The organism is Oceanicola sp. 22II-s10i (genome assembly GCF_002210105.1).
Taxonomy (GTDB): Bacteria; Pseudomonadota; Alphaproteobacteria; order Rhodobacterales; family Rhodobacteraceae; genus Pseudooceanicola.
Genome location: NZ_AQQU01000001.1, coordinates 315,724 through 328,044 on the forward strand (window position 1 = coordinate 315,724; position 12,321 = coordinate 328,044).

Consider the following 12,321-nt stretch of genomic DNA (forward strand, 5'->3'; position numbering starts at 1 on the left):
CCCTTGATGGCCGGTCAGGCGCGCGGCGGCAAGTCCCCGGTCAGCAGCCGGGCCCCTCGGTCGGCAGATAACAGGTGGCGGGCCGGGTCTGGCTGACGAAGGTGTTTTCGCGGGGGTGGATGAAATAGAGCTGCAGCGGCGGCGAGGAGCGGACGCTGCCGTCCGCGAACTTCGCCTCGATCGACATGTCGTAATAGGAGGTCTGCCGCGACCAGAGCGCGAGGCCTTGCATCAGGCGGCTGATGTTGGGGTTACCGCGGAACGGCATGTTCACCCGGAACGGCTGGGGGGAAGGCGTCAGCTCCACTTCCTGGAACTGCGGCGCCTCGGTCGCGAAGGCCCCCGCCCCGCCGCATTCGGCCAGTTCGCGCGGCGTTTCGATGAACAGCAGCGGTATCGTCGCGCTGAATGTCTGCTGCGAGGACTGCATCTCGCCGGTCGCATCGCGCCATGTGTAGGTCAGGAACGCCTGCATCTGCGCGCTGAGCCCGTTCCAGCCATCGACGAAGCCCTGCAGTTCGCCGAAATTCACCCGCTGCGCGAGGTCGGCGCGGCACTGGTCGATCATCTCGGCGGAGGGGCAGGTGAAGCGTTCGTTCTCCAGCCGGGCGACATCGACACCGGCGGCGGCCAGCAGGTCGCGGACCATCACGTCGGTCCCCTGATCGAAGCCGCCTATCGACAGCGCGTGCCACCGGGTGCCCGGTTCGTCGCCCCACTTCACATTGGGGTCGTAGAAGTTCGGATTGATGAAGCGGACATTCGCCTCGGCCGATTCCAACGCGCCCCAGCCGTGGTTGGTCAGGCTGAAGCTGGGGCGGAAGCCGACGCAGCCGGAATGCTCCTCGACGCTCAGCATGGGCTGGTTGTGCACGACGCTCTGGTTGACGACCAGATCGACGCTGTCGACCCGTTCGCGCTGACCGTCGATGGTGGCGAGGTCCATGACCACGAAGGCGCGGGTTTCGTCCCAGTCGCTCTGCATGGATTCGTTCAGCATGTAGTGCAGTTGCCCGACATCGCCGGTGCCGGTCCATGCGGCCTGCATGTCCTCGTCCGCCGGAAAGATCATGATCGCCCCGTTCTGAGGCGCGCTGGCGTATTGGGTGGACTGTTCCTGCGTCACGCGCTGGTCGACATAGACCGCCATCTGGCTGTTCGACGCCGCCTCGCCACCCTGCGCGGGCAGCAGGCCGCCGATCAGCGGGTCGCCCGTTTCTGGCCGCTCCGACCGGATCAGCCGGCCCATGTCGTAGGCTACGTCATAGCTGAGCCCGCCGGGTTCGGTGATCCGTCCCGCGCCGTGCCGCAGCCCCTGCCGGAAGGCGCCCGCATAGACGAAACCGTCCCGCCCGCGCCAGATGCCCGCGCCGTCGGCGCGACCGTCGGTGAACTGCCCTTCGTAGAGGTTGCCACCCGCGTCGCGGTGTTCCCCCTCGCCCTGCAACAGCCCCGCCCGCCATGTGCCCGACAGCCTCGCGCCGCTGCGGTAGCTCAGGGTCCCCCGCCCGTCGAACCGGCCGGCCTTCAGCGTGCCCTCGTAGCGGTGATGCACCGCGCGGGGATCGTAGGCGGCCAGCCCGGCGATCCGCCAGACGGCGACGCCGGGGCCTTCAGCCAGCCCGTCGTCCGTGACGCCCGGCCAGTTGCCCTGCGCCGGTTCCCACTGGAAATCGAGGCCCAGTTCCGGTTCCGGATCGGCCATGCGAACCATGCGGCGGACGACCTCGCGCGTCTGCGGGTCATAGAGGACGTGCAGCCGTTCCCGGATCTCGCCCGACCCTTCGGCCAGCGCCGGGGCCACCGCGCCAAAGGTCAGCGTGGAGGCGAGCAGGAGCGAGAGCAGGCGGGATCGGGGCATGGCGGACCTCATTTACGTCGACGTCAGACTAGTCGGCGGATTGTCGCCGCCGCAAGCCTCATCGCGGCAGGCGCGCCAGCGGGTAGAGGTCCGGCAGCGGCATCTGCCGCAGAAAGACCGTGCCCTGCGGAAAGCTCCGAACCTCGACCAGCGCGCCGTTGCTTTCGGGCGGCAACTGGTCGAACAGCAGGTTGCCCAGCGAATGAAAGATCACCGTGTCGCCGCCGTTTACCGTGGCCGCGCCAGCGCTGGCCCGGTGCGGATGCGCGCCGACGATCGCCACCACGCCCCGCCGCGACAGGGCCAGCGCGAGCGCCTCTTCGCGCGGGCCGGGTGTGGTGACGAATTCCTCGCCCCAGTGGATGAAGGCCACCACCGGCACCGTCGGATCGTCCGAGATCGCCCGGTCGAGCATCGCGTCGTCCAGCCGGTCACGGGGGGCGGGCAGCGATCCGTCCAGATCGGTCAGCGCGACGATCCTGAGGCCGGGCAGATCCAGCGCCTCGCCCGGCCCCGCATGGGGTATCCCCGCCGCATCGAGCGCGCGGCGCGTTTCGGCCCGGCCCGAGGCGCCGATGTCGCTGGCGTGGTTGTTGGCCAGCCCGAAGGCGGCGACGTTCATCCGCCGCGCCATGTCGACCGCCAGATCGGCGGGCATCCCGAGCGTGAGGTGTTCGAGGTTGCCCGGCATCTCGGGCAGCAGCACGCCTTCGAGGTTCGCGATAAGCGGCAGGCCACGGGTGGCCCCCAGCACCGCTTGCGCGACCCGGTCCGCGGCCAGGTCGTCGCTCAGGTAACGCACCAGCGACCGCCCAACGAAGACGTCACCGCCCAGCATGTGCACCGGGGCCGCGCCGGGGGCGGGACCGGGATCGGACCCCGGCGGCTGGTAGAGCGCGACGACATAGCTGGTCGTCTCGGCGATGAAGCGGTCCGTTTTTTCCTGCAGGTTGCGGTTGGCGATCACCACCGGCTCCGCCCCGCGCGCGGCCATCAGGCGGGTCATCAGGTAGAGCGCGCCGGGGCTGTCGATATGACCCGGCTGGGTCAGCGCTGCGATCCGGTCGGGATCGCCCTCGGCCATCAGGTTCAGCACCTGCTGATCCCGCAGCCGCGCGGCATGGTGCGGCAGGTAATGCGAGAAGTCGGTGGCCTGCACCAGCAGCGTGTCGCGCCCGATCAGCGGCGACAGGACCGGCAGCATCCGGTCCCAGTCGTCGCGCCCGCTGCCGATGGCAATGGCCAGCGGCAGGACCGGGACGTCCGGGAAGAGCCGCGCGATGAAGGGCAGCAGGGCGCGCAGCCCGTGTTCGGTCTGGAACAGGCAGCTGTCCTCGACCGCGACCTCGCCCGATCCGGTCAGACGCGCCGCGCCCTCGGGGTCGCCGAGGACCGGGCCAAGCAGGGTGTCGAACCCGCGCGGTGTGGTGCCGAACCGGCCACGCAGCTTGCGGAAATGGTCGGGGAACATGACCACGATCCGGTCCGGGCGCCTGCCCGCCGCCCGCTTCAACCCGAGCGCGATGAGGTCCGGCGCCTCCAGATGATGCGGGACGGTCACGCCGTGGACCGGGTCGGGAGCGGGCCGCTCGTCCGACGTGGACTCCAGCGCGCCTTCGAACAGCGCATGATCGCCGTAGAACACCGGGAACGGCGCATCGCCTTCGGGACAGGCCGCGACGGCGGCCGCAGCACCGGCCAGCCACAGCACCAGCGCGCGGATCACGGGCGGGACACCACGTAGTTGGAGGTGTCGAGCAGCGAATAGAACGGCTCCTGCCGCTGGTCCGACAGGCGTATCACCTCGCGATAGACGTAGTCCGCCAGCCCCAGCAGTCGGACGCCGTCATCCCCGGTCGCCGCCTTGCCCCGCAGCCCCTCGAGCAGGGCGTAGGTGAAGATGCCATGCCCAAGGTCGCGCCGCTCGGCGGCGGTGTTGTTCGCGGCGGTGGCCGAGAACACAGCGATCCGCGCGTCGGCGGCGTCCTTTTCCAGCCGGGCGTTGAACGCACCCTGCGCGTGACAGGTGTCGATCAGCAGGATGCGGCGGCCGAGGGCATAGCCCATCTCGTCCTGCAGGATCCGCCAGTCGAACAGCGACGACCGCCGCCATTCCTCGCCCCGCCTGCGCGCGTCGCCGGGGACGAGGAAGTAATCCTCGTCGATGTTCAGCCCGTGGCCCGCCACGAAGACGATGGTCGTGTCCTCTTCGGTCGGGCGGGCGAGGAAGTCGATCAGCTCGTCCTCCACCACCCGCCCCTCGGGCGGCAGGATGGCATCGGCGGGGGTGACGGCGGACAGTGTGGTCATCAGGCTGTCCGATCCGTCGATCCGCGAGGGGCTGACGATGACCAGCGTCTCCATCGCTTCGTAGAGCGGCGCGGTGGTGCGAGCGAGCGTGGCGAGGATTTCGACCGCGTCGTTCACCGGATAGGCGAGGTCGCAGGACCGTCCGTTACAGGCGTCGGGCAGGTTCGGATAGTCTGCCACGCCGATCACCGCGACGTAGAGCTTGCCGCGCTTCTCGGGCGCGGCGGTGCGGAGGGCGTTGAGCGCCACGGCGCCGCGTTCGGTGATATAGCCGAAATCGTCCTCGCCCGTGACCCGGATCGCGTTCTCGCCCGGCCCGAGCGGCACCTGGTAGAGCGACCGGCCCTGACCCGTCGGATCCGCATAGGGCACCGGCGGCACGCGGCGGTCGTTGACGAGGATGGTGTAGCCCCAGTCCTCCACCTCGTCCGCCCGCGCGCCTGTCAGCTCGATCACCGCGATGCCGTCGGGCGCGTCGATCTCCTCGGCGATGCGCAGGTCGAAATCGGGGGGCGCGCGCATCAGCAGGTCGGTCAGTTCACTGTCGGTGCCGCGCAGGTCGCGGGCGGCGGCGGCGGGGTCGCCGGTGAGGATCGCGCGGCGCACGATCTCGGGCGAATGCAGGTGACGCTTGAGCTCGCGGGCGCGGATGTAGCGGGCGGCCTCGTCGCGGCCCCGGTTCACGCGCCAACCGACCAGCCGGTCGCCCTCGGGGGAGGAATGGAAGTAGCCCTGCGGGGTCCAGATGATCCAGTCTTCACCCGCAAAGAAGAAACGGGCGATCTCCTCGCGGGTTTCGAGGTTCCACAGGACCATCGTCTGGTCCGCGCTGCCCGAGATCAACCGGTTCGCGCCTTCGGCGGCGGCGAGGGCGAGGATGTCGCCGGTATGCCCGACGTATTCCCCGGCGACCGTGCCGGTCAGATCGTGGGCGATCAGCAGGCCGTTCGCGCCGCCCGACAGCGCCTCCTCCATGTCCGGCAGCAGCGTCGCGGCGCTGTGGTAGTAGCCGTCGGTCGGGCCCTTGCGGATGCTGGCCGCCCCGTCCGGGCCCTCGATCCGCAGCACGTCGCCCGCGAACACACCGCCCGGCGCGTCGGTGACGGAGAGCGCGGTATCGCCCTCGGACAGCACGGCCCGGTCCAGCCCGCCGGGCACGGTGCTCTCGGGCTTGCCAAAGCCGCGGTCGCCGTTCGGTAGTTCGAGGCTGGCCGTCAGGGTGCCGGGCACCTCGGGACAGACGGGCCGGTCGGGACAGGGATCGCCGGTGCCCCAAGCGATGCGGCTGGCGTCGGGCGCGATACCGACCGCCGTGACCGGCGCGCCCTCGCCCGCCAGCACGCGGCTGGCCTGCCCGGTGCCGGGGCGCCAGAGATGGATCGCGGGCGCGGCGCCCCCTGCGGTCAGGACGGAACCGTTCGGCAGGGCGAGCGCCGCGCTGATGGCGCCCTTGTGGCCGGCGTAGTCGGCGGTCCGGGTCGGACCGCTCAGGTCCCAGACCTCGGCCCCGTGCGCTCCGGCGCAGAGGTAGGTGCAGCCGACGATCAGCCGCCCCTCGGCATCGAAGGCCAGCGCGTCGGGCCGGAACGGGCGGTCCGGCAGGCGGGTCAGCACCGCGCCGTCCTCGGCCGCTCGCACCTCGACCCGCCCGTCCGCGCCGGACAGCGCGAATCGCGACCCGTCGGCGCTGATGGCGAGGCCGGTCAGGACCACGTCCCACAGCGGTTCGGCCTCGGGCGGCTCGATCTCGTCCCCCTCGGCGGTCCACATGCGCAGGCCGTAGTCCGTCGTGACCGCCACCACCCGCGTGCCGCCCGCCGCAAAGGCCACGCGCAGTACCCGCGACGCGTAGCTGTCGAGCGGGGCGAGCTGTTCGGGCGCGTCCGAGAACGGGGCCCGCCAGCGGTGGATCACACCGCCCTGCCCGCCGACGGCCAGTTCGTCGCGCTCGGCCGAGTAGCTCAGGCTGTCGACGATCAGGGGGTAGCCCTTGAGCACGCCGGTCACCGCGCGCGTGCCTGTGTCGAAGATGCGGATGTCGCCGAACGGGCCCTGCGCCGCATTGTGCGGGCCGAAATATCCGGCGACGGCCACCCTGCTGCCATCGGACGACAGTGCCACGGCATTGACCAGCCCGTCGTTCCCGTCGCCCATGAAGCCCCGCAGGACCGAGGGCGCGCTTGCACCGCTCAGGTCCCAGATCCGCACCGTCTTGTCATCCGAGACCGAGGCGATCCGCCGCCCTTCGGCATCCGCCGACAGGGCGCGGATCACGGCACGGTGGCCGCCGGTGTCCAGCTCCAGCCGGAAATCGGGTGTGTCCTGTGCCACGGCAGGCATGACGGAGAGCAGCGCCGCCACAACCGGCAGCACCAGCCGCAGCCTCCGGTTCAAGGCACTGAAACCGGAGCGCTTTCCGTGATCAAATTTGAAACCTGTCCACATTGCGGGGGCAGCATGGGTCATGCCCCGCGCACTGTAAATGCCGGACCCGGCACAGGCGGCATCGCATGCTTCTGAAAAACACGGGCCGCGGCATCGCCGGAACGGCGGCTGCCGGTAGGTTGCCCGTGGTCGGCGATCCGGCCCCAGCAAAGGAGACCGCCATGACCATCCACCTGCGCCAGATCTGCCTCGTCGCGCGCGAGCTTGCCCCGGTTGTCGAGACGCTCGAAGACGTGCTGGGCATTCCGTCGGTCTTCCACGACCCCGCGGTCGGACGCTACGGGCTGGAAAACGCCCTGCTGCTGGTCGGCACCCAGTTCCTGGAGGTCGTGGCCCCGACCGAGGAGGGCACGGCGGCGGGCCGGTTCATGGACCGGATCGGCGGCGACGGCGGCTACATGGTCATCACCCAGTCCGGATCACGCGAGGTGCAGGAGCAGATTCGCGCCAACGCCAAGGCCAACAACGTGCGGGTGGCGAACGAACGCGACCACGAATGGTATCGCCTGTTCCAGCTGCATCCGGGCGACATGGGCGCATCCTTCTTCTCGGCCCCGTGGGTCGAGGGGGGCGATCCGGTCGGGCGCTGGCCCTTCGCGGGCGACCGCGCGTGGATGGACAAGCAAGGCCAGAGCGAGACGACCGGCTTCACCGCCGCCGAGTTGCGGGCCAAGGACCCCGAGGCGCTGGCGCGGCACTGGGCGGCTGTCGCGGGCCGGGACATGACGATCGAAGAGGGCGTGCCGGGTTACGATCTGGACAACGCACGCATCCGCTTCGTGCCCGCGGACGGGCAGGCACAGTGCCTGTCGGCGCTGGATGTGACGGTCAAGGATGCCGACGCGATCCTCGGGCGCGCGGATGCGCGGGACCTTGCGACGACTCAGGACAGCGTGACGATCTGCGGCGTGCAGTTCAACCTGAAGGGCTGATCAGAACTCGACCTCGAGCTCGACCATCTCCTCCGGCTCTTCCAGCGCGGCGGCGGTCCATTCCTTCATCGGCGCCCAGTCGAGAACCGTGTCGCAATAGGCCTGCAGCAGCGGGTCCAGTTCGACGGCGTAGGTCCGGAACCGGGTGCAGACGGGGGCGTACATCGCATCGGCCATCGTCGGCTCGCCGAACAGGAACGGCCCGCCGTAGGTGGTCAGGCAGTCGGTCCAGATCTCCTTGATGCGCGCCACGTCCGGCCGCGCGCCCGAGAAGATCTTGAACGACTTGTGCCGCGCCTTGAGGTTCATCGGCAGGGCCGAGCGCAGGTTGTGAAAGCCGGAATGCATCTCGCCCGAGATCGACCGGCAATGCGCCCGCGCCTTGAGGTCCTTGGGCAGAAGCTGCGCCTTGGGGAAGGTTTCGTTCAGGTAGTTGGCGATCGCGAGCGTGTCCCAGACCTCGACATCGTTGTGGGTCAGACGGGGCACGCGGACCGAGGGGGCGAGCAGCAGAAGCTCCTGCCGGTTGTCCGGATCGTCGGGATCGACAGGCTTCTCCTCGAACTTCAGGCCCGCCATCTTGCACATCAACCAGCCCCGCAGGGACCACGAGGAGTAATTCTTGGACGAAATCGTGAGTGTTGCCTGCGGCATTGCCACACCTCCGGGTCTGATGCTGCGCTGCAGATAATTCTGTCGCACTGCGGCAAGAGATGCACTAGCATTTTCTGTGGGGGGACTAGCTGGGTGTGACAATGCTCTACGAAATGTATCAATTTCAGGACGATCTGATCGCACCGATGCGTCATTTGGCGTCACGGGCAAAGATCGAAGGCTCGCCTTTCGGGCAGATCATCAACGGCTTCGGGCGGCCCTACGACGCGACGATGGAGATGATTTCGCGATTCCGGCTGACCCATGAGCGGCCGGACTACTGCATCCGCCGGGTGCCCGTCGGCAACCGCGAGGTCGAGGTGGTCGAGGAGGTCGCGCTGGACCTGCCCTATGGCCAGCTTCTGCACTTCACCAAGCCCGACGTGGACATGCCGCAGCCCAAGGTGCTGATCGTCGCACCGCTGTCCGGCCACTTCGCCACGCTGCTGCGCGGCACGGTCGAGGTGATGCTGCGCGACCATGACGTCTATATCACCGACTGGGTCAACGCCCGCGACGTGCCCGCCGATGCGGGACCATTCGGGGTCGAGGATTACGTCGACTACCTCATCAAGTTCCTCGAACACATCGGGCCCGACAACAACATCCTCGCCGTCTGCCAGCCCTGCGTGCAGGCGCTGATCGCGGTGTCGGTGATGTCGCAGCAGAACAACCCCTGCACACCCCGGTCGATGACCCTGATGGCCGGTCCCATCGACGTGCGGGAAAGCCCGACGACGGTGAACGACCTCGCCTTCGACAATCCGCTGGAGTGGTTCGAGAAGAACGTCATCGCCACGGTCCCGCGCCGGTTCGCGGGCGGCGGGCGCAAGGTATATCCCGGCTTCATCCAGCTGTTCGCCTTCATGAACATGAACATGGACCGGCACCAGTCGCAGCACCGCAAGCTCTACCAGCATCTCGCCCGTGGCGAGACGGCAGAGGCCGAGCGGATCATGGAGTTCTACGACGAATACTTCGCCGTTCTGGACCTGACCGCCGAGTTCTACCTGGAAACCATCGAACGCATCTTCCAGAAGGCCGAGCTGGCGAAGGGCGAATTCACCTTCCGCGGCGAACGGGTCGATCCCGGCGCGATCCGCAAGACCGCGCTGCTGACGGTCGAGGGCGGGCGCGACGACATCTGTTCCATGGGCCAGACGGCGGCCGCGCACGAGCTGTGTTCCTCGCTCCGCCCGCACCTCAAGGCCCATCACCTGCAGCCGAACGTCGGCCATTACGGCGTGTTCAACGGCAAGAGGTGGGAGCGGGAGATCTACCCGGTCGTGCGCAACATGATCCTGGCGATGGAGTGAGCCCTATAGCTCCACCACCACCAGGTCGCCCTCGCGGCTGACATCGTAGAGTTCGAGGTTGCCGACCGTCTCGGTCTCCTCGGACTTCACCACCGATACGCCCACGGGACGCGCCCGATATTTCGTCGGACGCGCACAGGCGACGCCGGTGCGGATGTCGAATTCCCAGCCATGCCATGGGCAGCGGACGATCTCGTCTTTGCGGGACATGCGGTAATCGCCGGGTCCGCTGCTTTCGACCCATGAAATCAGGCTGCCGGAACACAGCGACCCGCCCTGGTGCGGGCAGCGGTCGAGCATGCCGAACCATTCGTCACCCTTCTTGAAGATGACGATGGGGCGGCCCTTGACCTCGACCAGTTTGCGGTCGGTGCCCTCGAAATCGGACACCTTGGCCACGACGTGCTTCTGACGTTCGGCCATCAGGACAGCCCGTAAGCCTTGTAGGCGTTGCCCCGGAAGAAGCCGTCGCGCTGCTCCTTGGTCAGTTGCACCGGCAGCGCGCGCTTGGGATCGTCGAAATCCCAGTGCGGGTAGTCGGACGCATAGAGCACCCGGTCCCAGCCCATCCACTCGATCGCCTCGACCAGTTGCTGGCGGTTGTCCGGCTCCTCGATCGGCTGCGAGGTCAGCCAGACGTGCTGGCGGATGATCTCGGACGGCGGGCGCTTGACGTGGCTGAGTTCCAGCCGGTTCTTTTCCCAGATCTTGTCCAGCCGCCACATCAGCGAGGGCAGCCACGCGATGCCGCCTTCGACGATCACCAGCTTGAGATCGGGGATGCGGTCAAAGACGCCCTCGTAGACCATCGAGGTGATCAGCGCCTGACAGCTCTGGGCGTGCGCCATCATGTCCTCGATATAGTAGGACGGATAGCCGCCCCCGGTCGGCGGGTTGCCACCGTAGCCGAAGGCATGCACCCCGACCGGCAGGCCGTTTGCCGCCGCGGCCTCGTAGATCGGCCAGTATTTGCGGTGGCCCATGGGATCGGGCGTCCGGGACAGCATGGAAATCTGGACGAAGTCGTCCTTGTGGGCGTGCTTCTCGATCTGCTGCACGCAGGCGTCCGCGTTCTCGTAGGCCATGACGATGGAGCCCTTGATCCGCGGCTCCTTCGAGGTCCAGAACTCGGTCTGCCATTCGTTGATCGCGGCGCAGACGGCGACGGCGAGGTCCATGTTCTGCAACGCCTGCCCGATCCTGAGCGGGATCATCACCGCCATGTCGACGTTATGCGCGTCGAGGTGCTGTTCGCGGAAGAACGACAGGGACGAGGCGGGCGGGCCGCCCTCGGGCGGATAGCTGTCGCGGCGGGACGCGCGGGGCTGGCCCTTGGGATACTGGGTGCCCCCTGCGAACCCGATGCGCTGCACCATGCCATAGGTCGCGATGTAGTCCCGCCACTTCTGTTCGATGAACGGGAACACCTCGTCCTCGAGCGAGGCGGGGTTCGGGTGGACATCGCAATCGGCGATGCCCAGCTCCACGGACTGGGTCTTGAGCGGGTTCGGTCTGGCTTCGACGTTCATGACGGCTCCTCCCTCAGAGTCGGGAATAGGTGGCTTTTGGCGTGTCGATCATCATCTTGCGGAGCTGGCTGTCCGAGAATCCGTCCGGCACGCATTCGGTGCCGTCGAACTGCCAGTGCGGATAGTCGGTCGAGAACAGCAGCAGGTCCTCGGTCCCGACATGCTCCATCAGCTTTTCCAGCACCGCGCGGTCGGGCGGCGCATCGACGGGCTGGAGCGTGAAGCGGAAGTTGTCGGCGATGATCTCGCGCGGCAGACGGTCGACCCAGGGGGTCAGCATCCGCAGGCCGTGCCAGTACTTGTCCATCCGCCACAGGTAGGCGGGCAGCCAGGTCCAGCCGCTTTCCGACATCACCACCTTGAGGTTCGGGAACTTGGTGAACACGCCCTCGGCAATCAGGCTGGTCACTGTGGTCTGGAAGTTCACGGCATTGGCCGCATAATCCTGCGAATGGTAACTGCTCCAGCCGACGCCGGTCAGCGGGTGGCGGTACATCGACCCGGCGTGGATCGCGATCGGCAGGCCGTGCTTCTCGGCGGCGCGGTAGATCGGCCAGTACATCTGGTGGCCGAGCGGGCGGTCGCCCATCACCAGCATCATCACCTGAACAAAGCGCTTGTCGCCCGCCAGCCGCTCGATCTCGTCCACGCAGAGCTCGGGGCTCTGCTGCGGCAGGACCATCGAGGCGCGCAGGCGGTCGTCCTTGTCCAGCCATTCGCGGGCCATGAAGTCGTTGAGGCCGCGCGCGAAGGCGGCGCCCATGTCCGCGTTGAACAGGATCTGGATGCCCAGCATCTGGTTCAGGATCGCCGTGCCCACGCCCATGCCGTCCAGCAGATGCGTCTGCATACGTTTCAGCGCCGAGGCCGCATCGCCCGGCCCGCGCCAGTCCTCGCGGCAGGTGATCGGGGCGTTCGGGGGATAGTGGACGCTGGTCAGCTGCTCGATCCCGCGATCCACCACCGACTGGGAGAGGTAGTCGTCGAGATAGGGCATAAGCTCTTTCATCGCCGGGCTGGCGGGATGGACGTCGCAATCGACAGCGCCCGGAATGATCCGGTTCGCGCCGCGCGTTTCGGGGTCCAGCAGGGTGTCCAAAGGCTCCTCCGTCGGTAACTAGAAACAGTATACCAACGCCGCCGTCTGTCCACACCATCAGGACGCAGACTCGCATATATGCGGAGGAGACCCGCCGACACGTCTCTGACATGCCCTTGCAAACCGCCCGGAATCGCGGCCACCTTGCGCCCGGAACCAACACGGGAGGATTTGG

General features: G+C 68.0%; 9 protein-coding genes. 2 read left to right on the forward strand and 7 right to left on the reverse strand.

The window, feature by feature from the left end; all coding sequences use genetic code 11:
* Nucleotides 1–40 precede the first annotated feature (40 nt).
* The 3 genes from ATO6_RS01685 to ATO6_RS01695 are packed head-to-tail and all read right to left on the reverse strand — an operon-like array spanning nucleotide 41 to nucleotide 6,565.
* A complete protein-coding gene (locus ATO6_RS01685) occupies nucleotides 41–1,861 on the reverse strand; it encodes a hypothetical protein (protein WP_088622211.1) in 1,821 nt (606 codons plus the stop codon).
* 58 nt (nucleotides 1,862–1,919) lie between these two features.
* The gene (amrB, locus tag ATO6_RS01690; protein WP_088622212.1) at nucleotides 1,920–3,587 is read right to left on the reverse strand and encodes an AmmeMemoRadiSam system protein B; all 1,668 of its coding nucleotides are present in this window, start codon (nucleotides 3,585–3,587) and stop codon (nucleotides 1,920–1,922) included.
* Nucleotides 3,584–6,565, reverse strand: a complete 2,982-nt coding sequence (locus ATO6_RS01695; RefSeq protein WP_176440791.1) for a caspase family protein — start codon at nucleotides 6,563–6,565, stop codon at nucleotides 3,584–3,586. Before ATO6_RS01695 ends, amrB begins: the two co-directional genes overlap by 4 nt.
* A 212-nt stretch (nucleotides 6,566–6,777) precedes the next feature.
* Here ATO6_RS01695 and ATO6_RS01700 point away from each other — a divergent pair, with 212 nt between their 5' ends.
* A complete protein-coding gene (locus ATO6_RS01700) occupies nucleotides 6,778–7,548 on the forward strand; it encodes a hypothetical protein (RefSeq protein WP_088622214.1) in 771 nt (256 codons plus the stop codon).
* Here ATO6_RS01700 and ATO6_RS01705 read toward each other — a convergent pair whose 3' ends face one another.
* Entirely contained in the window at nucleotides 7,549–8,202 is a 654-nt protein-coding gene (locus tag ATO6_RS01705) for a glutathione S-transferase family protein (protein ID WP_088622215.1), read from the reverse strand.
* 101 nt (nucleotides 8,203–8,303) lie between these two features.
* Between ATO6_RS01705 and ATO6_RS01710 the strand changes: the two genes are divergently transcribed.
* A complete protein-coding gene (locus ATO6_RS01710; RefSeq protein WP_088622216.1) occupies nucleotides 8,304–9,518 on the forward strand; it encodes a polyhydroxyalkanoate depolymerase in 1,215 nt (404 codons plus the stop codon).
* A 3-nt stretch (nucleotides 9,519–9,521) separates the two neighbouring features.
* Here ATO6_RS01710 and ATO6_RS01715 read toward each other — a convergent pair whose 3' ends face one another.
* The 3 genes from ATO6_RS01715 to ATO6_RS01725 are packed head-to-tail and all read right to left on the reverse strand — an operon-like array spanning nucleotide 9,522 to nucleotide 12,146.
* The gene (locus ATO6_RS01715; protein WP_088622217.1) at nucleotides 9,522–9,941 is read right to left on the reverse strand and encodes a Rieske (2Fe-2S) protein; all 420 of its coding nucleotides are present in this window, start codon (nucleotides 9,939–9,941) and stop codon (nucleotides 9,522–9,524) included.
* The gene (locus ATO6_RS01720; RefSeq protein WP_088622218.1) at nucleotides 9,941–11,047 is read right to left on the reverse strand and encodes an amidohydrolase family protein; all 1,107 of its coding nucleotides are present in this window, start codon (nucleotides 11,045–11,047) and stop codon (nucleotides 9,941–9,943) included. Before ATO6_RS01720 ends, ATO6_RS01715 begins: the two co-directional genes overlap by 1 nt.
* 13 nt (nucleotides 11,048–11,060) lie before the next feature.
* Nucleotides 11,061–12,146: an amidohydrolase family protein gene (locus ATO6_RS01725; protein ID WP_217898957.1), complete on the reverse strand. Its 1,086-nt coding sequence runs from the start codon at nucleotides 12,144–12,146 to the stop codon at nucleotides 11,061–11,063.
* Nucleotides 12,147–12,321 lie beyond the last annotated feature (175 nt).

Coding starts and splice junctions, on each gene's coding strand:
- ATO6_RS01685 (WP_088622211.1), bottom strand. CDS start 1,861: ATGCCCCGATCCCGCCTGCTCTCGCTCCTGCTCGCCTCCACGCTGACC.
- ATO6_RS01700 (WP_088622214.1), top strand. CDS start 6,778: ATGACCATCCACCTGCGCCAGATCTGCCTCGTCGCGCGCGAGCTTGCC.
- ATO6_RS01705 (WP_088622215.1), bottom strand. CDS start 8,202: ATGCCGCAGGCAACACTCACGATTTCGTCCAAGAATTACTCCTCGTGG.
- ATO6_RS01710 (WP_088622216.1), top strand. CDS start 8,304: ATGCTCTACGAAATGTATCAATTTCAGGACGATCTGATCGCACCGATG.
- ATO6_RS01715 (WP_088622217.1), bottom strand. CDS start 9,941: ATGGCCGAACGTCAGAAGCACGTCGTGGCCAAGGTGTCCGATTTCGAG.
- ATO6_RS01720 (WP_088622218.1), bottom strand. CDS start 11,047: ATGAACGTCGAAGCCAGACCGAACCCGCTCAAGACCCAGTCCGTGGAG.